This is a genomic window from Streptomyces glaucosporus (assembly GCF_039533345.1).
GTDB lineage: Bacteria > Actinomycetota > Actinomycetes > Streptomycetales > Streptomycetaceae > Streptomyces > Streptomyces glaucosporus.
On the sequence record NZ_BAAATJ010000003.1, the window covers coordinates 250,968 to 272,815 of the forward strand.

The 21,848-nt window shown below is 69.0% G+C and carries 15 protein-coding genes; 1 reads left to right on the plus strand and 14 read right to left on the minus strand.

Annotated elements, in window-relative coordinates; all coding sequences use genetic code 11:
* Positions 1-4: 4 nt before the first annotated feature.
* From ABD358_RS05395 to ABD358_RS05410, 4 genes are all read right to left on the minus strand, one after another.
* Positions 5-751 (minus strand): DUF5131 family protein, encoded by a 747-nt coding sequence (locus ABD358_RS05395; RefSeq protein ID WP_344629677.1) that lies wholly within the window; start codon positions 749-751, stop codon positions 5-7.
* 281 nt (positions 752-1,032) lie between these two features.
* On the minus strand, positions 1,033-4,995 hold the full coding sequence (locus ABD358_RS05400; protein WP_344629678.1) for an NACHT domain-containing protein: 3,963 nt from the start codon (positions 4,993-4,995) through the stop codon (positions 1,033-1,035).
* Between the two features lie 380 nt (positions 4,996-5,375).
* Complete coding sequence (locus ABD358_RS05405; RefSeq protein ID WP_344629679.1) at positions 5,376-6,527, minus strand: helix-turn-helix domain-containing protein; 1,152 nt, start codon at positions 6,525-6,527, stop codon at positions 5,376-5,378.
* Between the two features lie 445 nt (positions 6,528-6,972).
* Complete coding sequence (locus ABD358_RS05410; protein WP_344629680.1) at positions 6,973-7,116, minus strand: hypothetical protein; 144 nt, start codon at positions 7,114-7,116, stop codon at positions 6,973-6,975.
* A gap of 656 nt (positions 7,117-7,772) precedes the next feature.
* Here ABD358_RS05410 and ABD358_RS05415 point away from each other — a divergent pair.
* Complete coding sequence (locus ABD358_RS05415) at positions 7,773-9,932, plus strand: NACHT domain-containing protein (RefSeq protein ID WP_344629681.1); 2,160 nt, start codon at positions 7,773-7,775, stop codon at positions 9,930-9,932.
* Between the two features lie 1,498 nt (positions 9,933-11,430).
* Here the strand turns inward: ABD358_RS05415 and ABD358_RS05420 are convergent.
* The 10 genes from ABD358_RS05420 to leuS form a co-directional block, all read right to left on the minus strand.
* Positions 11,431-12,945, minus strand: coding sequence for a DUF3987 domain-containing protein (locus ABD358_RS05420; RefSeq protein WP_344629682.1), 1,515 nt, complete (start codon positions 12,943-12,945; stop codon positions 11,431-11,433).
* Between the two features lie 81 nt (positions 12,946-13,026).
* Complete coding sequence (locus ABD358_RS05425; protein ID WP_344629683.1) at positions 13,027-13,290, minus strand: hypothetical protein; 264 nt, start codon at positions 13,288-13,290, stop codon at positions 13,027-13,029.
* Positions 13,287-13,499: a hypothetical protein gene (locus ABD358_RS05430; protein WP_344629684.1), complete on the minus strand. Its 213-nt coding sequence runs from the start codon at positions 13,497-13,499 to the stop codon at positions 13,287-13,289. Before ABD358_RS05430 ends, ABD358_RS05425 begins: the two co-directional genes overlap by 4 nt.
* On the minus strand, positions 13,496-13,630 hold the full coding sequence (locus ABD358_RS05435; protein ID WP_344629685.1) for a hypothetical protein: 135 nt from the start codon (positions 13,628-13,630) through the stop codon (positions 13,496-13,498). Before ABD358_RS05435 ends, ABD358_RS05430 begins: the two co-directional genes overlap by 4 nt.
* Complete coding sequence (locus ABD358_RS05440) at positions 13,617-13,832, minus strand: helix-turn-helix domain-containing protein (protein WP_344629686.1); 216 nt, start codon at positions 13,830-13,832, stop codon at positions 13,617-13,619. Before ABD358_RS05440 ends, ABD358_RS05435 begins: the two co-directional genes overlap by 14 nt.
* 324 nt (positions 13,833-14,156) lie before the next feature.
* Positions 14,157-15,563 carry a recombinase family protein gene (locus ABD358_RS05445; RefSeq protein WP_344629687.1) on the minus strand — a complete coding sequence of 469 codons (1,407 nt, stop codon included), beginning with the start codon at positions 15,561-15,563 and terminating at the stop codon, positions 14,157-14,159.
* Positions 15,564-15,612: 49 nt separating this feature from the next.
* Positions 15,613-16,512 (minus strand): ComEA family DNA-binding protein, encoded by a 900-nt coding sequence (locus ABD358_RS05450; protein ID WP_344629688.1) that lies wholly within the window; start codon positions 16,510-16,512, stop codon positions 15,613-15,615.
* Positions 16,513-16,891: 379 nt separating this feature from the next.
* Positions 16,892-17,767 carry a DegV family protein gene (locus ABD358_RS05455; RefSeq protein ID WP_344629689.1) on the minus strand — a complete coding sequence of 292 codons (876 nt, stop codon included), beginning with the start codon at positions 17,765-17,767 and terminating at the stop codon, positions 16,892-16,894.
* 57 nt (positions 17,768-17,824) lie between these two features.
* The gene (locus ABD358_RS05460) at positions 17,825-18,541 is read right to left on the minus strand and encodes a hypothetical protein (protein WP_344629690.1); all 717 of its coding nucleotides are present in this window, start codon (positions 18,539-18,541) and stop codon (positions 17,825-17,827) included.
* A 397-nt stretch (positions 18,542-18,938) separates the two neighbouring features.
* Positions 18,939-21,815, minus strand: coding sequence for a leucine--tRNA ligase (gene leuS, locus ABD358_RS05465; protein WP_344629691.1), 2,877 nt, complete (start codon positions 21,813-21,815; stop codon positions 18,939-18,941).
* Positions 21,816-21,848: the final 33 nt, after the last annotated feature.

The following is a 21,848-nucleotide window of genomic DNA, read 5'->3' on the forward strand; positions in this document are numbered from 1 at the left end:
CGGCTCAAACAGCGGCGCGTAGCGGCATCTGATCCCAGGTCCGTCCGTGGAGGGAGCGGCCGCCCGTCTTGGGCGTGCGGCCGCCCCACTGCTTGAAGAAGAACGCCACTTGGGCCTCCAGGCACTTGTCGCGGATCTGCGTCACCCATGCTTCGTCCAGTGGTCGGTGTCGCGGTCCGGATTCGCCACCGGCGATCACCCAGTGGATGCCGTCCAGATTCAAGCCGTCCAGTGGCCCCAGCAGCGGTTCACAGGACAGGAACCTCACCGCGGCCGGCACCTGCCTCAGATCGTCCACACGTGGCAACTCCTTCGCGGTCTCCACGGAGACGCCCAACCATAGATTCGGCGGCCACTCCAGTCGGTCGGCGATCTGCCTGAGACGGCGGGCCCTTTTGGTTAGCACCTGGTAGGTATGCTGCGGCGTATCCGCGATCACCTCGAAGACCTGGCGGACGAAGTCGAGCGGAACCCGAGCGTGGAAGAGGTCCGACATGGAGTTCACGAAGACCGTCCGCGGGCTCTTCCAGCCGTACGGAGCGTCCAGGGCGTCCGGGTGAAGGGTCAGGCCGAAACCCGGCCCTGACGTGCGGGGATCGCCGTCGTTCTGGTACTTGGCTGCGCCCATCGCCTTCAGCCGCTTGGCCAGGGTCAGGGCGTAGCAGTGGTCGCAGCCGGAGGAGACGCGATCGCAGCCGGTGGTGGGATTCCAGGTCGCCTCGGTCCACTCGATCGCACTTCGATCGCTCACCGGCTACCTCCTGCCATCGGGCCACACCCGACCGCTGCGGCCTGATGCAGTGTGCCTAACGAACCGCAGCGGACGCGGACACCCGTCATCCAACCATCAGCTCCAAGCTCTTCTTGCCCCTTTCCGCACATCCGTAATCGAACTTACGTTCCTATTAATGGTGGAGTTCCGTGCAGTTGGTACTGACGGATTCGACCGGGGCTAGCTGCGTGGTAGCTGGCGCCTCTTCACCGCAACGCAGGAGTCCCGTCCCGACGAGGACGGCGGACCTCCACCGAGGCTCAGCCCGCTTGCGCTCCCGGCGGCCGGCAGTCCAGCACCTTGGCTCGGACCGGGACATCGTGGCGGGTGGCCTGCTCGTGTTGCTCCTGCTCAAGTTGCTCGGGGCTGTGACTGGGAGAGCAGCGTGTGCGTTTGGCCGGGTCCCAGAGGTCGCAGTCGAAGAAACCCACCAGCAATATGCCAGCGGTGCGGGGGTGACGCAGGTAGCGGGCGACCAACTGATCTGTCAGGGCAGTGGACAGGCCGGAGTTCCAGCAGCCCTTGCACTCGATGACCACGGTGAACGGCGCGGGGTCGTCTCGGGCGGTGGCCGCTTGGATGTGGATGTCGGTACGCCCCCCTCCGGCCACACCCGGACGGTTGACCTGCACTTCGCGGTTGATGACGACGCGCCGCTGTTCTAGGTGGAGCTTGAGCAGCCCCGCCACGAGGTCGCTGAAGTCTTCCTCCCACATCGGCCACCAAGAGCTGCTGGGTGCCGCCGCGCTGCGGTTCCACAGCAGGGTGGCCAGGCCATTCGGACCGGACAACGCCCCCTGCACCGCTTCAAGGGTCTCCATGACGACATCGAGCAACTGGGTCTCGTCGGAGACCACGCGCAGGTGGTGATCGGCGACCAGTTGCTCCAGTTGGCGCGGCTGCAGCGGTTGGACGTACTGTTCGGCAGCCTGGCATGCAGCACGTCGAGCCAGACGCCGCAGAAGCCGAGGATCGCGCGGAGTCAGCTCGGCCAGGCGAGAAAGTTCCTCGGCGGCTTCTGCCGTGGTCTTGTCCGCGATGATGCCAGGCAGGGAGTCGGCGAGATCGTGGAGGGTCTCGGCCCGAGTGATGGTGTACGCAACACCCGGCTCGTGTTCGGGGCGGGGTTGCTGCAACTCCGCACGCGCACACAGCCGAATGTAGAGATCGGCGAGATCGGATGCGCCGAGCCCGGCTACGCCCTTGGGCCAGCGGTGTGCCCCGGGGTAGGCGACGACGCGGTCGATCACTTCCGTGCACAGGCCGGGATCGTCGAACTGGCGGCGGACCGCGGGCCAGACCGCGGTCAGATTGTCGCAGTCCATCAGGATCCGCACGGCCCTGAGCCAGCGCTCCCTGCGGTCCGTGTCGCCTTGTGGGCCGGCCACCACCACCTCCCTGAGATGTGCCTGAGCGGCGACATGGCCCAGCTGGGCTAGCGTGCCCAACACACCGGCCCACGACTCGACTGCGCGTCCGGGTGCGGTCGCCCAGCGCCGCATGATGTCGAGGCCGGCTTCCAGCGAGGCTGCCTGCAGGTTGTGGACGACCACGGCGAGGGTGTGGTGATCGAGCCGACCAAGACACCTCTCCAGCACTCGCTCCAGTTCGGTCCCGGCCTTGTGTGCGCAGCGCGACAGCAACTCGTGATGAACCGCTTTCTCCTGGGGCCAAGCCCTCAGAGTGGCCAGGGCAAGAGCCCAGCCCGCCCATCGGGCAGTGTCCGTCTCGCTCACCGCGGCTTCCGCCACTGCTGCCGGTACAAAACCCAGGGCGATCAGCTCCGGTACGTCCCTGTAGCCAGCCCCCCAGGGCTCGGATTCCTCGCCGGTCCACACAGGGACCGTGACCAGAACCCGGGCAGCCGCCATGAGCAGCTCTTGGCATAGGTCACTCGCCACGGCTGGATACGACGGGGCTTCGACGACGGCCCTTAGGAAGGCCTGCTCCTTGGCGGGGGCACCATCGGCCGTTCGGTACAGGTGGCCTATCACCATGCGCCATGCCGTGCGTACCGTCTGTGGTTCGGCTACGGCCACGGCACGCAGAGCGGCAGCAAATCGCTCCTTGTCGAATGTGCGGCGGCGCTGCTCCTCCTCCCTGCGCTCGCGCCGCTTTTGTTCCTGCTCCGACTCAGGAGCGTCCCACCACTCTGTGGCTTTCCGAAGCTCACTGTCTATCTCCCGAGCATGGTCGATGGCCTGGAGCAGCAGCGGATCGTCGGGACGGGGTCGGCGACTGAAGAGGGGCAGCGCCGCATGCCGCTCTTCTGGCCGCAGGTCGGGCCAGGCCGTCGCCCAGTGCGGTAGGTCCTCGGCCGGGAACAGGCCCGGGTCCGGATGGGCGAAGAGGAGCGACAGGACATCGTCCTGGGTGCCGTGGTGCAGCACGTAGCCGGCCAACCGGCGCCGCAGACCGACGGCACCGTTCAGAGCGATTCTGAGCCGCTCGATTGCATCGTGGGCGTCGTTGTCGCTGAGAAACACGTGGTGAGAGGCCAGTGCGATCAGTGCTCGGCCGGCCTGTTCCTCGAACCGTGCTTGGTTGTTGCCTTTGGGGTGGCGGCCCAGGATTTCAACGCACTGAGTCAGCAGGGTCACCGCCACAGCCACCTTGGGGCTCTGCCGTTCCAAGATCCTGGTGGACCAGCTGAGGAGATCGTCCAGCCGCTCGGGTGTGGCCAGTTCTGTGAACTTCTCCAGCGAACGGCTGATGGACCAGTGATCGGGATCGGGCAGCAGGTCCAGGTACTCGATGAGCGACAGGTGTTGCGACCACAGATGCGTCACTGCTGCTTCGGCGACGCTGGACGCCGGATCGGTTGCCAGGCGGCGCAGGCGTTCGGCCGCTTGGTCATCCACCTCGGCCAACGCTTGTAGAGCAAAGGAACGAATGTAGGCAGGCTCGGTCCGATCCTCTGCAACATCGAGCAGCGCCGAACCCAGACCTGCTGGCTGGCACGCAGCAGCGATCCACAAGGCCAGATACTGCTGGTCTCGATCGGCACCCGGCTGGAGGAACGGCTCCAGTTGCTCGGCCAGACCTGAATGGTCCAAACGCTCCAGCTGACCCCAGTCGATGCGTTCGAAGCCCTCATTCGGGGCATTGTCGAGCAGCGCCCGCGTCACGCGCGCACGGTGCTGCACAGGCAAGGCCCGCAGGTCGGCAAGAAGCAGCACGCGCGGATCATGCGCCAGCAGGTCCTCGAACAACCGATCGTCGCTTACCGCCAACCGGGCGGCGACCTCTTCGTGCTCCGGCACGATGTGACGCGCCCGGCCACTGCCCACCCACAGAAGCTCCGCCTGCGCTGCGGGAGCCATGCCGCTGCTCTTGAGGAACTCGGCGGCCAGGTGCTCCTGGTAGCTGCGGTGCGCGAAAACCCAGCGGCGTTGTCCCACCGGAGCCAGCAGTCCCGACTCCGTCAGGTGCAGCAGTTCGTGTCTCCGGCAATCCAAAGTAGGGAAAAGCCCGGGAACGCCCTGTGTAGCCAGCATGTCCAGATGTAGCTCGCCTTCGCCTACGTGAGGACCGTCGACCAAGGCGGCACAGCGGGCGAACTGCAGAGCGGCTGCAACCCAGCGGGCTATTGCCAAAAGGTGCTCCACTGCGGGCCGTTCCTGACGGCGGGAAAAGTCTTCATCCCAGGTCTCGGTGCACAGCATGCGACAGGCTTGCTCGTAGGCTTCCACCACCGTGGTCGGCAACTGTTCGCCACGGGCTTGTGACTCAAGCAGCGACACCAGGGTGACCGGCTGCTGTGCCAGGGCTTCCAGGCTTCGGTCCACCAGACGTTCCACGAACGCCGCACCGTCCAAACCGTGCTGTTCGGCCGCGGCCCGCATATCCGAGCGGCTCAGGGGTGCCAGTGTCACCACCGCCACCTCACCATCCGCCGGCCACAAAGCGCGCAGTTCCGCCTCCACGGTCTCCGGCCAGCGTGTGGTACGACAGGCGATTCTCAACCGCAGCCCGTGGCGCTCCTCGGGAGTCAGACCCTTCAAGTGGTGCAGGAGGACTTTGCCGAGGCCAGGGATGTCGCTCAGACCCTCGTCCAGACCGTCCAGCAGCACGAATCGCACGGTGGCACCCGTATCGGCGCGCAGTTCCTCACTCAGTCGAGCACTTGCGGAGGCCGCGTCGAAGACCTCTCTGCCCAGGTGCAGCAAGGTGGCGGGCAGGCCAGCGTCCATGAGCTGTGCGTGTTCCTGCTCCAGTGCCACGGACTTGCCGCAGCCTCGCTCCCCCAGCACTGTCACGACCGGTACGTCCCGCACAGCGTCCAGTCCTGGTGCCCAAGAAGTGTTCCGTGCTCCGCGTTCGAGCCGCCCGCGCGTGTCCGCACCGTCAGCAGCCACGGGCAGCAGGGATCGTCTCCACTCGTACCGCATGGCCCATTCTCACCCGATGCGGCGAACAGCCTCGTCTGCACCACATCACCGAGCCACTGTCGTGTCGATGGCCCTCCTCGGGGAAGGGCCGCTTGTCGGCAGCGGCAACCGCAGTACGACTGTGGAGTCGACCACCAATGACGCCTGGGAGAAGGCATCACTGTGTTGTGCCTTCTCCCAGGCGTCGCCGTGCGCTTGGACTATTCCGAGGGTCAAACAATGTCCGGTGGCGCAGGAGGGTGGGATGGTGTCGTTCCGTGCAGGCTGCTCTTCCAAGGGGAGGAGATGAGACCTCGTTCCGCCAGGCGCACCCTGAAGCGTTCGTGCTGCGGGCGCCTCTTGTGGAGACGGTTGGTCAGAGCGCCGCCGAGTTCCTGCTTTCCTGTGGTGGTATCGCGGCTCTTCGATCCAAGGGAGGGAGATGGCTGTGATCTGAGGTCGGGTTTGGGTGAGGGAGCGGCCGACTGGTCGGCAGCGGCTTTCCAGAGCGGACGGAAGTACTCGCAGGGGCCGCCCAGAACGTGCAGAAGGCTGAGCAGCTCTTCCCAGCTGGGCAGATGGGTGCCGTCCAGGATCGCTGTGATCTTGTTGGGGGTCAGGCGCCACTTGGTGGCGACAGCGATGTCGTAGGCGGTGGGTTGCCCAGCGCGGATGTGCAGGGTGCGCAGCGCGGTCAGCAGGCGCTCGAAGCCCCCCTGAGGTGTGCCGTTCGGAACGTAGCCGCTGGAGATGTCCTCGGATACGGCGCGAGGAGTTTTGTCACGAAGCCGTTCGGTTTCCCATACCTTGCGCAGGACGCCTGCATCGGCGCCGCAGGCGTGGGCGAAGCGTTCGGTCAGCCTCCAGCTGGGGACGCGTTCACCGCTGAGGATACGGGAGAGGTACGAGGCGGAGCAGCCCGAGCGGCTGCTGAGGTCCTGGATCGACATCTGGGAGGCGCGGGCCAGCATGGACAACACGGGGGCGAGGCGGTTGTAGGCGGCGCGGTTGGGGGTACGCGGTTGGGGTGGAGGGTCCTCTTCGGGCGTCGGAGGTGTCGACCCTTCCGCCGCCCGGGAGGTCTGACCGTACAGGGTGCCCAGCGAGGTCGGATCGGGACGCAGGGGAATGAGCTGGCCTAGGCGGCGCAGGATGTAGGCGTCGGTGTAGCGGTGGCGGGCGGTGTCCTCGCTGATGCTGAGCAGGTGGCCGATGCGGCTCCAGGTCAGGCGGTGGTGACGGGCGCGGCCGACCAGACCGGCGGTCAGCCCGTCCAGTTGAGCGCGCATCTGCACGATTCGGCGCAGCGGCTCGCCGGCATCGCCGGAGCCCAGCAGTTTGAGGATCTGGCGGGTCTCCTCCTGGATGTCTTTGACGATCTCCATCAGTGTCTCGTCGCCGTAGCTGGGTACGACCGCCGGCGAGGTTGTACCAGGAGGGTTCGGGGGGCGCTGGGAACGCGAGGCGTGGGCTGCCTCGTTGGATGGTGTGGGCGCTGGGTGACCGGGCGTGGTGGAGGAGTTCTTGCGCGCCCGATGGGCGGCCTGTCGGCAGGCGGTGGTGCAGTACTTCTGCGGGCGCCCCACTCGGGGGCCCTGGGATGGCACCAGAGGGGCGCCGCAGTGCTGGCAGATCATTACGGGGTATGTCCTCGTGTCACGAAAAGGGTTCCGTCGGGGGAGCGGCACCGCCGAAACGGTTGGAAAACACCATCCGTTTCGTCGCCTCGCCCGGGTGTGGGACACCAGGGCGGCGACGTTTTGCCAAGCGCCGCTTGCGATCGGGAAGCCGGGGGCTGGCCAGCAGAGGCGCTGGCCAGCCCCGGTCCTGTTATCGGTGTCGGCGGCGGGTGAAGTGGTAGCCACCTGCGGCGCCGACCGCCGTAGCCAGAGCCGCATAGAGCGCCGCGGGCTGCAACTCGATCTGCAACTGCACGCCGGAGATCAGCACGATGGGCAGGACCGGCAGCGACACGAACCACATCCATCCATGCGTGCCAGATTGGTTCACGACGGAAGGAGTTTCGTCACGCCTGTTAGTCTCCATGTCACGAGACGAACGGCCGCGAGGCGGTTTGACTCGTCGGCTCCGGGGGGATCGTGGCATTACAAGCCTCCTGATGTCCTTCGGATGTTGAAGAGCGCGCGCAGGACTTCGTGTGAGGTTTGCCGACCGTATGAAGTCCTGCGCGCGTCTATCCGTGACCCTAGCGATACGCTGTGCGAAAACCGAATCGTACGAACAGGGTCATAAGCATCCTTTTCGCGGGTTCCCGCAGGGAACTTCGGGGTTCCGTAGCGCACGACCATGAACATTTGGCCGGATCCACCGGAAACCACCCCTCCCGACTCGGTATCTGCTAGAGGGGACAAGCTCCGCATCACGCTGGAATGCGCAGAAAGCTCTATCCAGTCTCGCTGGAGCAGCAAGGCCGCGGGGTCCTACCCCATCGCAGAACCACACGGAGGTTCAGCAGAGCCGGCGGGCAGACTCCTCGCCGTGCTCCACGCTGACTCCCCGTATCGCCAGTAACCCAGCCAACCTTGACGCAAACGGCTCCCCGGCCGAGGCGTGGCACGGCAGGATGGCCTGCTGTGAAACATGGGGGACAGAGTCAAGTACTGAAGCGCGTGGGCGTACGGTCCCTGCTGCTGGTCGGGCTGACGACGGCCGGAGCGCTGTTCCTGGCCTGGCGTTTCGATTCGAAGGTGGCCGAGACCGCGGCCACGGCACTGCTCGCCGCAGGGCCGCTCTACATCACGTGGAAGGCGTTCAAGCACGACCGCGTCGATGCCGCTGCTGTGGATCTGACGGCGGTGGCCGATCGGCTGGCGGACGCGGTGCGCGCACAGTGGGAGGCCGAGGCCGAGGTCCGCCGGGTCAACGACCCCTACCCGCTGCCGGTCGCCTGGCGGGCCGCCGACCCGGACCTGGTCGAGTCCTGGGAACTGCTGACCGACCTGGCCCGTGCCTGGCCCGGCGGGCCTCCGGGTGACCCGGCCCGCTGGCCGGCGAGCGCAAATGGGTTGGCAGGTGGTGACGCGCAGATCGGCGAGGTGTTCAGCGAGCGAGTGCCCACACGCCGCCTGGTCGTGTTGGGCGAGCCCGGAGCGGGCAAGAGCGTGCTGCTGATCCATCTGCTTCAAGACCTCATCGCACGACGGCCTGCGGGCGGGCCGGTGCCGGTGCTGTTCTCCTTGGCCTCCTGGGATCCGAACAGCCAGCGGCTACAAGAGTGGATGGCCGAGCAACTGCGGCGTGCCCACCCCGGCCTCCGCGCCCCGGCCTCTGCCCCGGCCGCCGCCGCCACTACCCAACCCAATGCCCACGACCTGGCCCAGGAACTGCTGGACGCCCGCCTGATCCTGCCGTTGTTGGACGGTTTCGACGAACTGCCCCCGGCCCTGCATGCCGTCGCGCTGGGCGCGATCAACCGGACTCTGCCCGCGAAACAGCCCTTGGTCCTGGCTGCCCGAGCCGCCGAGTACCGGGCAGTGGTGACCCGCCCGGACGCCGTGGTGCGGCTCAACGGCGCGGCGGGCATCCACCTGCTGTCCGTCACCCGGGAACAAGCTGCCGACTACCTGCGCCGAGATGCGGGCGGATCACACACGCCTGCCGCCCAGCGGTGGGACGCCGTCATCGCTCGCCTGGGCACCGACACCCCGGTCGGACAAGCTCTTGGCACCCCGCTCGGGCTGTTTCTGGCCCGCACCATTTACAATCCGCGCCCCCAGGTTGTCTCGCACTCAGTACCGGTTTCACACCCAGACGAGTTGTGCGACACGACCACCTTTCCCAACCGGTCCGCTGTGGACCGACACCTGTTCAACGCGTTCATCCCAGCGTCGTACTCCCCGCACAGCCCCGCCCCGTCCAAATGGTCGACCGGACAAGCACACCGCACCCTGGCTTTCCTTGCTCGGAACCTGGAAACTAAGCATGATGGAAGCCCTGACTTGGTCTGGTGGGAAATCCCTTCCGATATCCCCCGGAGAGCCCATTTCCTCTTGAACGGACTTCTTTTCGGGCTCATTGCAGGAATATTGACAGGGTACCTAGAAGAGTCCTCAGAAATTCCCATTGGAGTCCTTTCCGGAGCTGCTGCCGGAGTTCTGGTAAATCAGCCCAGAGGACCTGTTTTCGCTCCGGTAGTGCGTACGCGATGGTCACCCCGCGCAATCGTTCGAGGGATTAAATTCGGGATCCTGGTGTGGATTGCGATGGGCATCTACTTCAGCTTTATGTCTGATCTCTCGACTGGATTCAAGCTTGGTCTTGCGTTTGCACTGTCCTTCGGCATTGCGGCAACGGCCATAACCGGGATTGACACGGAAGAAGCAGATCCAACCACACCAGTCGGACCACTCACACTGCTAGCGCGAGACCGTCGATCATTCCTCGCTTTGGGGATTTCCATCACACTCGCAATCGGAGTTTCATTCGGACTCCTAAGCGAGTTCATAGGTCAGTCTCCCGATCCTCTCAAAGGTGATCTAAAAAGTCTCGCAGAGGGATTCTCGGGTGGATTCGCAACCGGATTCGTGAAGGGGGTTCTGATGGGACTCGTGATTGGACTCGGAGTCGGTGGTTTCGCTACAGTATGGTTGGGTTTTGTTCTTGTCCGAGCATATCTAGCGGCATGTCATAAAACACCATGGGATCTGATGACGTTCCTCCAAGACGCGCATCAGCGCGGCGTTCTGCGGCAGGTCGGGGCCGTGTACCAGTTCAGGCACATCGACCTGCAACGCCACCTCGCCCAGCAGCCTTGGCCGCCTGTCGCATGAAACCAGGGCCAGCCCGGCGTCCATTCACCTACATCTTGTGGTCGGACGCCTCGATCACGTCATCGGCGCGTCCGATCTCCCCGAATGCCAGGCCAGTGGTTCTGTGCGCCCTCCCCGCTCCCGGGCCCCTCGGCAGTCAGTGGAACGGAGCCGCGCCGCCTTCCATCGGGCGCACCCCGCCCATGCTGAATGAACTCACTGAGCGTCGCCGTCACCCGGACGGGGAGGACGCGATCGCGCCCTGCGGGAGCCTGGCGCGGCCCAGCCGCAGGCGCGGCAGCGCCGTTCACCTGCGGGGCGCGACCCCGTGCCGCTGTAGAGCAGCTTCCCGCACCCCGCGCAGGGCGTGTCGGGCTTCCTGCTGTGTCCGGGAAGGCCAACGGCGCGATCCCGTGCGTACCTCTCACGGGCGTACTTGGCCCTGGCGGCCCGCTGGCAGTCATCACACCACTTACGCGGGCGTCCTCGGAACTGCTCCGGCAACTCGGCACCGCACTCAATGCACGGTCGGAAATTCACTCTCTACCTCACATTCGCAGGATTACATCGGGGAGGGAAACGGCCAGGGGCGCAGGGTCTTCCGCGTGCGTGCGAGCCCGCCATGGGGTACCCCCCTGTCTCCAGCAGTGCGGCCAATGCCGACCGGTGCAAGGACGTGATGCCGCGCGGTGGAAATGACGCACGTCCGCGATGGAGACAGGAGCTGCCGCATTGCACTGCAGGCAGTGTATTCGGCGCTGCAATCCTTCACGATCGCGTGCTGCATTGCGGCGGTGCTTCACTTCCGAAGTTCAGCGCGGAGTACAGCCAGGTGAGGCGGGCCAAGACAACGGGCGACGCAAGCCATCCATGCGTGCACGTACATCTGGGCAGTGCAAAGTCTGTCTCTTGCCATACATGCGAACCAACTGCGCATCGAACCATCGAACATCTTGTTCTGTTACTTCAGTTCTTGTCTTGTTGCTTGAACTGTGCGTGGACTGAGATAACACTGATGCTGCGACCAATGGTCACGGCGACCTCCGGCGGAAAAGGCAGGTCCGATCGTGACGGTCACCAGGCATCGTGCAGAGCGACTCAGGTGGGCTCAGCGGTGTACGGGGTGGGCGAACTGGCTCGGGAGCGGTCAGCTCGTCGTAATCGTCGTCGTGCGGGGGCCTGTGCTGATCTTGCGAGCCGTCCATGGCTGACCGTCCTTTCATGCTTTCGGTTGGGTGGATGTTGCGGCGCTGGGAATGCGCTGTCAACAGGTGCGGCGCAGGAGCTGGAATCCTCTACGCCCATCACTCTTGGATTTTCCTTGCTGATCTTCTTCGAGATGTAGGAGAAGTGGGAGGTTGGAGAACTCTGGGGGGTGTGTTTTGCGGGATTCAGAGATCCTGAAAATCGTGATCAAGCTCTGACCAGGAAAAATAGAAATAGATATTTCACTCGCGTATAGAGCAACAGGGGGGTCCTGTAGGAGACTCCTACTTCTCCTACACAGAGCCGCCTCCTCCTACATCCCGGCATAGACCCGCCCCTCCTCCTGGTCGATCCGGATCCACCCCGCGTCCGCCGCGTGGTCGATGGCCTCGTCGAGAAGGCCTCGCTCCCGGCCGTCGAACCGTTGGATCAGGCCGCCCCGCCCCCGGAGTAGCAGTCCCTCAGCCCCGGCGGCTGCGGTGTACTTGCGGACGCGCTTCGCCATCCGTTCGACCTTCGCCGCGTGCCTGGCGGCGTCGGCGTGCACCTCGCGGTCGGCGTGCAGCTCCTTGGCGTCCTCCCTGCACTTGCGCTCGGCCTCCCTGGCCTGCCGTACGAGGTCGTCCCGCACCGCGCACGAGGTGTCCACCAGCTGCCCGGCCAGGTGCCACATCCGCTCCGAGATCACGTTCCGTCCGGGTCGGATCTCGCCCAGCAGGATCGCCAACAGCGCCGCGACCTTCAGCCGCAGCAGCATGCAGTGCCCGTCGAGCGGGTTCTCCCCGGCCAGGGCCCCGGTGTGGGCGTGGTGCCGCCGGATCCGGACCTCGTGCGCCACACCCGGAGGGAAGGCGATGATCGTCGTCTGCGTCGGCTCCATCGCCGGAGCCGTCACCGCCTTCCTCACGTTGGCCACCAGCCGCGCGGCCAGGGCGTCGCACGACGGGGTCGGGGCGGACGCCGACTCCCCGAAGGCGGCCTCCTGGACGGGCGGCGGCGGCGGCATCAGCGGGTCGATCGCCGAGAAGTACAGCAGCCGCTGCGGAGTGCCCTGGGCGGCCTCCTTGAACAGCGGCCGGGCGGTCTCCGGCTGGAAGGAGATCGCCAGGCCCAGCGCGTAGTCCCGCACGTCCCGCTGCCGTTCCTTGGTCGCGTTGAGCTGGCCCAGCGGAGCGCCGGAGAAGGCGGACCGCAGGGTGGTGCCCAGCGTCGAGCCGGACCTCTCGCCCAGTTTCGTCAGCAGCTCGCCTTCGTCGGCCTCCAGGAAGGCGCTGGTCCGCACCTGCCCGCGTTCGGTGACCGGCCGGTGGTTCTTGGCCTCCTCGCCGGTCCCGACCTCCCGTACGCCCATGAACGCCTCGGCGATGCCTTCACCGGAGCCGATGTTGCCGAGCCTGGCGTGCGGGAACTCGACGGCCGGGAGCAGACGGTGGCCCAGGGTCGCGGACTGCGACTTGGACACACCGGGCGGGCCGATGGACGCCACGATGAGGTTGAGGCTGGTCCGGTCGTCTACGCCGGTGTCGACGCGCAGGCGCTCGGGGGTGAGAAAGCCCGCCGTCCGCGCCAGCAGGACGCCCAGCACCGTGTCGGGGCTGACCATGCGGTCCCGGGCGGCGGCGCGGATCTGTTCCAGTACGGTGTGCGCCGCCCAGAAGTCGTCGGGCAGGTTGGCGGACGGCGGGCCGACACCGGACACCTGCCTGTCCCGCAGCTCGGCCCGGTACGCCTCGATCCGCTGGACGACCTCGGGATCCAGGTCGTCGGCCTCCGTCCGGCAGGCCTCGTCCAGCTCGTCGTTGTCACCGTTGAGGGTTATACTTGACATTGGTGATCATATTCACTTTCCTGCGGGTCAGTGGGTGAGTGAGTGAGACGGCCGTCGGACTTCCCGGCGGCCGCCGCCATGTCAGGCCACGCGGAGCGCGGAGCAGTCGTCTTCGTGCTCCATGCGCAGGTGGACCGGATCTCCGCGCCGCGCGGCCTCCCGGCGTTCGGCACGGCTGGGGCGCGTCCAGACCGCGCCGCATGCCGGGCAGACGCCGGTCGCGTTGGCCTCGCGCCGGGTCGCCAGGGCGTTCTTGACCTCCTGGGGCGCATCATCGGGGATGGCCGGTTGGACGATCAGCGCCTTCTGGCCGTTGATCACGGTCACGGACAGGTCGAACTTCACGGCTTCTCCTTCTCGTTGCGGTTCTTGGCCCGGTTGGCGGCCCACCACTTGCGGCAGCGGGCCTTCTCGGCCTCCGCCTGCGCCCAGTAGCGCCTGCGGGCGTACTCGCGCTTGCACGGGGCACAGCGGAGGCCCTTGCCGATCCCGTTGAGGTAGGACTCGCGGCTCCCGCACCGGCCGCAGACGAAGCCGTCGCTGTTCTCGCTCATGCGGCCTTCTCCTTCTGCGGCGTCCGGGCGGCCGGGCGGCTGCGCAGGCCCAGCAGCGCCACCACGCGGCGGAGCTGGGCGTCGCGGGGGCCGTCACCTAGGGCGTCGCGGAGCGGGTTACGCGGCGGCATGGCTCCGGTCCGTGAAGAAGGCGTCCATGGGGACGTCGAGTACCTCGGCGAGGCGGGCCAGCGTCCGCAGGGACGGGCGGATCTTGCCGCGTTCGAACGCCTTCACGGAGTCGTGCGAGACGCCGATCCGGACGGCCAGGGTCGTGCGGGTGAGACCGCGCTCCTTGCGGAGGGTGCGGAGCGCGGTGGGAGAGAAGTCCATGGGAGGTGTCCCCTCTGGAGGTCGGAGTCGATGTGCTCCCAGACTCCGTGGCATCCGTGGGCCCGAAACCGCACCGCCGCATCGCTCCCGGACATGCGTGAGGCCCGAACTCCCTTGCTGGGAAAGGGAATCCGGGCCTGTTCTGCGGTCCGGCCGCGATCTCGGCGGTGACGGCCCCGGCAGTGCTGCCGTACCGCCTCCGACCTGCGGGAATGCCGCTCTGATCTGCGGATACCGTGCGAGTGGCCGATGATGTTCACCACCTCCTGAACCGTTGATGGAGAAGGTCATCGTCAGAGGAGTTCAGCCAGAACTCACCGCCTTCTACGCAGCCGTCACCGGGTGCAGCCGCTCGGGGTCGAACCGGCGGGGCTTCATCGGATCGGACGGCAGCACCTCGTAGCCGTCCGGCAGGAGGGTGAGCACGATCTCGCGCTTGTCGGCGGGCGTCAGGTGCCGCCAGCCGTCCACCACGTCCCCGGCGAGCAGGGTCCGCAGGGCCCGGGGGGCGGTCGAGACGAGCAGCGCCCGGGACTCCCTGATCCGCGCCTCGATGATCTTCCGGGCCTCGGTGTACTCCGGGAAGGTGATCTCCTTCCGCGCCCAGGCCCCGGCGAGCTGCTTCAGCTGGGCCTCGTCCTCGGCCAGCTCGGCGCGGGCGTCCTCCGTCCCCTCGGCGGTGGCCAGGGCGTGCATCCGCGCGAGGATGCCGGGATCGGTCAGCAGGTCGAGCACCTGCCGCTCGACCTCGGCCTCGGCCAGCCTGGCCGTGATCGCGATCCTCCCGCAGCCGCCGCGCGGCGTGGCGCACCAGTAGCGCGGTCCGTTGATGCCCTGCCAGCCGAGCAACGGCCGTCCGCACTCGGGACGGCCGCAGCGCAGCACGCCGGTCAGCCAGCGCTTCAGGCTCCGGTCCGCATGCCGTGCCCGCTGGGCGAGACGCGTGCAGACGGCCTCCCACCGCTCGTGGGCGAGGATGGGCGGCCAGACGGCCGGGCCGACGACCTCGCCCTGGTGGGTGCGCAGGGAGGCCACACGCGGCTTGGTGACGATGGACCGCACCGCCCGGCTGTTCCAGGGGACCCCGGTGACGGTGGGAACGCCCCGCCGGTTCAGCTCGGCCGCGATCCAGTTCAGGCTGCGGTCCTCGTCCACGATCCAGTCGGCGACCTGGGCGACGACGGCGGCCTCCGCCGGAACGATCTCCAGGCCGTCGCGGGTGTAGCCGTATCCCCGGAAGCCTCCCCCGCCGGGCTTGCCTTCGGCGGCCAGCTCCTGGTGCTTGCGTGCCACCCTGCGGGAGGTGTCCCGGGAGGCCTTGTTGGCCACCGCGACCATGACCCGGGCCATGGTCACGTCGGCGTCGTTCGCAAGGCGCAGGGAGCCGGTGACGGACTCGACGGGGATGCGCGGCGTCCGTGCCTCGACCACGTCGATCAGGTCCTCCAGATCGCGCGGGTCGCGGGCGGTTCGGTCCAGGTCGTAGGCGAGCAGTCCGTCGCGAGCGCCGGACGCGAGCTTGTCCAGCGCGGCGCGGAAGCCGGGGCGGACGGTGCGCAGGGCCGTCGTGCCGTCCGGCAGTTTCACCTTCCGGCGCTTGAAGGCTGAGGTGTCGTTCTCGGTGATGACCTCGGCGATGGTCCAGCCGAGCCGGTCGGCCAGCGCCCGGCCATCGGCCTCTTGGCGGCGGACGCCCTTCTGGTCGCCTTCGTCATCATCGGAGATGCGCACGAGCAAGATTGCGGCTTTTGGTGTCACTGTCCCGTTTCCTCCCTACGGGTTACAGTGTGCCAGTGGGCTCGCCGATGCCGCTGACCTCCCGGAGCTGCTCGACGGAGGTGAAGCCGCCGTGCTCGGTGCGGTAGTCGACGATGCGCTGGGCCGTGACGGGGCCGATGCCGGGGAGGGCGTCGAGCTGGTCGACCGTGGCGGAGTTGAGGCTGACCGGCACGCCCGCCGGGAGGGCGCCTCCCGCCGGCGGCCCGCCTCCCGCCGGAGGGGCTGGGGCGGCGGCCGCCGCGGCCGGTTCCCCCACGACGATCTGCTCGCCGTCGGCCACCGGCCGGGCGCGGTTGAGTCCCCTGAGGTCCGTGCCCGGCCGGACGCCGCCGGCGGCCCGCAGGGCGTCGGCGACACGGGCCCCCGCGGGCAGCCTGTGCACCCCCGGGTTGCGGACCTTGCCCGACACGTCCACCAGCAGTTGCCGCCCTCCGGGCGCCGGCGCGGAGGGCGCGAAGGGTTCGGGGGACCGCGGGGGCGGGGAGACGGCCGGACGCGGGCCGGACGCCGACTCCACCGGGGGCGCCTGGACGGTCTGCGGGCGTCCGGTCCAGAAGTGGTGCACGGCGAAGCCCAGGGCGACGGCCAGCACCAGGACGAGCGCGGTCAGTGCGCGCGGTTCCACGCCGCACCGCGTGCGCGCCCACAGCGGCAGCCGGTCCCGTACGGCCTCCGACAGCCGTGCGCGCCGGGAGGGTTCCGGGTCGGGCGCCGACGGCACGCGCCCGGCGTCCGGGCCGGTCCGCTCTCCCGCCCGCGACCGCACCGGCTCGTGCGGCGTCCGGCCGCGTGTGGCCGGACCGTCCCCGCCGTCGCGGGCGGCTCCGCGCGGGAGGGGATCCTTCTTCTCCGCCGACCGGTGGGCCCGTGCCAGGCGGACCGCCTCACGAGCGGCGGCCACGGCCTCCTCCCGCGACAGCGGCGGCGGACCGGCGGAGACGGCAGGCGAGACGGCGGGCGGACCGGCGGAGACGGCGGCGGCCGGCCCGCGCGGTTCCGGTCCGGTTGTGAGCAGCGTGCTCGCACGTTCGCGCAGTGGCGCCGCGGCGGCTGCCCGCCGCCGTGCCCGGCGGCCCGGACCGCCCGGTTGACGGTGCCGTCCCGGACCGGCCGCCGGCCGGCGGTCCGCAAGCGGCCGCGAGCGCCGTGGCCGGAGGGACGGCCGCGCGTGCGGCCGGGGGAGCGACGGGAAGTGCGCGGTGGGGAGCGATCGGGTGTCCATGCCGGTCGACGGTAGGCCGGGCCGCGCCTCCCCGGTGATCATGGAAGTTTTCCGTGGACTACCCGCCGGTTGTGGACAACTCCGTCACCTGCCTGAGTGACACCACCACGCCCAGCAGTCCCGGCCCGGTGTGCGCGCCGATGACCGCGCCCACCTCGCTCACATGCAGCTCGCCCAGCGCCGGCACACGGGCGCGCAGCCGCTCGGCGAGCTGTTCGGCGCGGTCCGGCGCCGCCAGGTGGTGCACGGCGATGTCCACGGCGGCACTGCCCGCCCGCTCCACCGCGACCTCCTCCAGACGGGCGATGGCCCGGGATGCGGTGCGGACCTTCTCCAGCATGCCGATGCGGCCGTCCGCCAGCTCCAGCAGCGGCTTGACCGCCAGCGCCGAGCCCAGCAGGGCCTGGGCCGCGCCGATGCGCCCTCCGCGCCGCAGGTACTCCAGGGTGTCCACGTAGAAGTACGCGGACGTCCCCTCGGCGCGCTTCCTGGCCGCGGCGACCGTCTCGTCCGGCGTGCCGCCCGCCTCGGCGGTCTCCGCCGCCGCCAGGGCGCAGAAGCCCAGCGCCATCGCCACCATGCCGGTGTCCACCACCCGTACCGGAACAGGCGCCTCCCGGGCGGCGAGCACGGCCGCGTCGTAGGTGCCGGAGAACTCCGCCGACAGGTGGAGGGAGACGATGCCCTCCACCCCCGTCTTCGCGATGGCGCGGTAGGCGTCGGCGAACACCTCCGGAGCCGGACGGGAGGTGGTCACGGACCGCCGTTTCCGGAGCGCCTCGGCCAGGGAACGGGCGGAGATCTCGGTCCCCTCCTCCAGCGCGCGGTCGCCCAGCACCACGGTCAGCGGCACCGCGGTGATGCGGTGCCGCTCCAGTGCCGCCTGCGGCAGGTAGGCCGTGGAATCAGTGACGATCGCGACATGCCGGGACATGGGGCGGAGATTACCCCGCCCTTCGCGGCGCAAGCGACGCGAACCCGCCGGTGCGGTTCACGACGCGCTCTGCGGACGGCCCTTGCGGAGATCGGTGCCGAAGTCCGCCTCCGGGCCGGGGGCGGACTCCTTCCCCTGCCGCGCGGCCGTCCCCGTCCGGCCCTCGATGCCGGGAGCGCCGGACGCGTCGGGGCCGCCGGGAAGCTCCGCGCCGGAGGATTCCGCGCCGGGGGTGATCCAGTGCCGCAGCGCGCCCGCCTCCAGCTCGATCTGCTCGCTCAGCGCCGCCAGCTCGTCCTCGCTGTGGCGCCGGGCGCGGTCCTGTGCGGCGAACCGGAGCGAGTCCGCGGAGGCCTTGATGCGCTCGGCCCGCTCCCGCGCCTCGGGCAGCCGGGTGGCGATCCGGGCCCGGTCCGGTTCGCGTTCCATCAGCAGGCTCAGTTCCCCGTCGAGTTGACGGGCGTGCTCCTGGAGCCGGTCGAACAGGGCGGCGGCCTCGCTCAGCGAGGGGTCGTGCCGGACTCCGGCCTCCAGCGCGCGGCGGGTGCCGTCGAGGGACGCGCGCAGTTCCAGCCGTACCCGGGCCAGTTCTCCCACGGGACCGGGCTGGGCCCCGCGGGCGCGCAGCGCGGTATCCTCCACCGTCCGGCGCACCTGGCCCCCGGCCCGCTCCACACCCCGCTTGACCGCCCGTGTGGTCTTCACCACGGCGATCGCACCGAGAACCGTGAAGAGCACGAAGAGCAGGGCCAGCAGGCCGATGACGAACTCCACAGTCGCTCCCTCGTTCGCCGGTGCCGTCGTGTTCCCAGGGTAAACGCGCGGGGGCCGGTCCGGGGTTCCGCACGGGCCCGGACTCGCCCCGCGTCCCGCCCGCAGGGGCGTCCGGACTCCGCGAGGGGAACGCCGGGAGCGGCGGGGGACTGCAGGAGGGGAGGCCCCCCGTCAGCCGTACCCGGCATCCCCTCTCCCCCGGCGGCCTCCGTGCCGGTCCCTCCGCCGGCGGCCACGACCGCCCCGACGCCGACGGCCGCGTGGAGACCGGGGAGTTCGGACACTCCGGGCGCCGCGGGGAGCGGACGCGTCCCGGTGCCGCGCGATGGTGCGCGGGAACGCGCGGGGGCGGGAGGCCGCGCGGCCTCCCGCCCCCGCCGGAGCGAACCGGACCGGATCAGGCCGGGACGACGTTCACCAGCTTCGGCGCCCGGACGATGACCTTGCGGACGTCCGCGCCGCCCAGCGCGTTCACGACCGCCGGCTCGGCCAGCGCCCTGGCCTCCAGGTCCGCCTCGGAGATGTCCGGCGCGACCTCCAGGCGGGCCTTGACCTTGCCCCTGACCTGCACGACGCAGGTGACGGTCTCGTCCGCCACGTACCGCGGGTCGGCGACGGGGAAGTCCTCGTGGACGACGCTGGTGTCGTGGCCCAGCCGGTGCCACAGCTCCTCGGCGACGTGCGGGGCCAGGGGCGCGATCAGCAGCACCAGCCGCTCGGCGGCCCAGCGCGGCACCTCGCGCACCTTGGTCAGGTGGTTGTTCAGCTCGGTGATCTTGGCGATGGCGGTGTTGAAGCGCAGGTTCTCCATGTCGTTGCGCACACCGTCGACCGCCTTGTGGACCGCGCGCAGCGTCTCCTCGTCCGGCTCGGCGTCGACGACCGCGACCTCGCCCGTCGTCTCGTCGACGACGTTGCGCCACAGCCGCTGCAGCAGCCGGTACTGGCCGACGACCGCGCGGGTGTCCCACGGCCGCGAGACGTCCAGCGGGCCCATCGCCATCTCGTACAGCCGCAGCGTGTCCGCGCCGTACTCGGCGCAGATCTCGTCCGGGGTGACGGCGTTCTTCAGGGACTTGCCCATCTTGCCCAGCGCCCGGCTGACCTTCTCGCCGTTGTACCAGTACTCCCCGTCGCGCTCCTCGACCTCGGCGGCGGGGACGGCGATGCCGCGGGAGTCGCGGTAGACGTACGCCTGGATCATCCCCTGGTTGAACAGCTTGTGGAACGGCTCGGCCGAGGAGATGTGGCCCAGGTCGTACAGCACCTTGGACCAGAAGCGGGCGTACAGCAGGTGCAGCACGGCGTGTTCGGCGCCGCCGACGTACAGGTCGACGCCGCCGGTCGGCTTCCCCTCCCGCGGGCCCATCCAGTACCGCTCGATCTCGGGGTCGACCAGCTTCTCGTCGTTGTGCGGATCCAGGTAGCGCAGCTCGTACCAGCACGAACCCGCCCAGTTGGGCATGGTGTTGGTCTCGCGGCGGAACCTGCGCGGCCCGCGTCCGTCGCCCAGGTCCAGGGTGACGTTGACCCACTCCTCGTTCCGGGACAGCGGGGTCTCGGGCTGGGTGTCGGCGTCGTCGGGGTCGAAGGTGCGCGGGGAGTAGTCCTCGACCTCGGGCAGCTCCAGCGGCAGCATCGACTCGGGCAGCGCGTGGGCGACGCCGTCCTCGTCGTAGACGATCGGGAAGGGCTCGCCCCAGTAGCGCTGCCGGCTGAACAGCCAGTCACGCAGCCGGTAGTTGACGGTGCCCTCGCCGATACCGCGCTCGGTCAGCCACTCGGTCATCCGGGCCTTGGCCTCGGTGACGCCCAGGCCGTCCAGCGTGACGCCCTCGCCGGCGGAGTCGATGATGCGCGCCTCGTACGAGGCGAAGGCGTCGTCCCAGGCCGCCGGATCGGTGCCGCGGCCGTCCGTCGGCTCGACCACGCAGCGCATCGGCAGGTCGAAGGCGCGGGCGAAGGCGAAGTCGCGGGTGTCGTGCGCGGGAACGGCCATGATCGCGCCGGTGCCGTAGCCCATCAGCACGTAGTCGGCGATGAACACCGGGATCCGCTCGCCGCTGGCCGGGTTGACGGCGTAGGCGCCGGTGAAGACGCCGGTCTTCTCCTTGGCCTCGGCCTGCCGCTCGACGTCGGACTTGGCGGCGGCCTGCTTGCGGTACGCCGAGACCGCCTCGGCCGGGGTGGGGTGACCGCCGGTCCACGCCTCGCGGGTGCCCTCGGGCCAGGCTCCGGGGACGATCCGGTCCACCAGGTCGTGCTCGGGCGCCAGCACCATGTAGGTGGCGCCGAACAGGGTGTCCTGCCGGGTGGTGAAGACGGTGATCCGCTCGCCGTCCGCCCCGTCGACGGGGAAGTCGATGCGGGCGCCCTCGCTGCGGCCGATCCAGTTGCGCTGCTGCAGTTTGATGGCCTCGGGCCAGTCCAGCGCGTCCAGGTCCTCCAGCAGCCGCTCGGCGTAGGCGGTGATGCGCATGTTCCACTGGCGCAGCTTGGCCTTGAAGACCGGGTAGTTGCCCCGCTCGGAGCGGCCCTCGGCGGTGACCTCCTCGTTGGCCAGGACGGTGCCCAGGCCGGGGCACCAGTTGACCGGCGCGTCCGAGGCGTACGCCAGGCGGTACCCGCCCAGCACCTCGGCCCGCTCGACCTCGCTCAGCTCGCTCCAGGGCCGCCCGTCGGGGGTGGGGCGCGTGCCGTTCTCGAACTGCTCGACCAGTTCGGCGATCGGCCGGGCCCTGCGCGCCTCCTCGTCGTACCAGGAGTTGAAGATCTGCAGGAAGATCCACTGGGTCCAGCGGTAGTAGTCCGGGTCGATCGTGGCGAAGGAGCGGCGCCGGTCGTGCCCCAGGCCCAGCCGCCGCAGCTGGGCCTTCATGTTCTCGATGTTGGCCTCGGTCGACACCCGCGGGTGGGTGCCGGTCTGCACGGCGTACTGTTCGGCGGGCAGGCCGAAGGCGTCGAAGCCCAGGGTGTGCAGGACGTTGTGGCCGGTCATCCGCAGGTAGCGCGCGGTGACGTCGGTGGCGATGTAGCCCAGCGGGTGTCCGACGTGCAGGCCCGCGCCCGAGGGGTACGGGAACATGTCCATGATGAAACGCTCGGGCCGGGCGACCGCCCCGGGATCCCCGGCCAGGTCCCCCTTGGGGTTGGGGGCCTCGTACGTGCCGTGCTCGTCCCAGAAGTCCTGCCAGCGCGCCTCGATCTCGGCGGCCAGCGCGGCCGTGTAGCGATGGGGGGCCGCGGTCTCCGCGGCGGCGGTGGTCTCGCTCATCGTCCTCTAAGCTCCATCGGTCGTCGTCTGCCT

Coding starts and splice junctions, on each gene's coding strand:
- ABD358_RS05430 (WP_344629684.1), bottom strand. CDS start 13,499: ATGAGCGAGAACAGCGACGGCTTCGTCTGCGGCCGGTGCGGGAGCCGC.
- ABD358_RS05420 (WP_344629682.1), bottom strand. CDS start 12,945: ATGTCAAGTATAACCCTCAACGGTGACAACGACGAGCTGGACGAGGCC.
- ABD358_RS05435 (WP_344629685.1), bottom strand. CDS start 13,630: ATGCCGCCGCGTAACCCGCTCCGCGACGCCCTAGGTGACGGCCCCCGC.
- ABD358_RS05405 (WP_344629679.1), bottom strand. CDS start 6,527: ATGGAGATCGTCAAAGACATCCAGGAGGAGACCCGCCAGATCCTCAAA.
- leuS (WP_344629691.1), bottom strand. CDS start 21,815: ATGAGCGAGACCACCGCCGCCGCGGAGACCGCGGCCCCCCATCGCTAC.
- ABD358_RS05440 (WP_344629686.1), bottom strand. CDS start 13,832: ATGGACTTCTCTCCCACCGCGCTCCGCACCCTCCGCAAGGAGCGCGGT.
- ABD358_RS05455 (WP_344629689.1), bottom strand. CDS start 17,767: ATGTCCCGGCATGTCGCGATCGTCACTGATTCCACGGCCTACCTGCCG.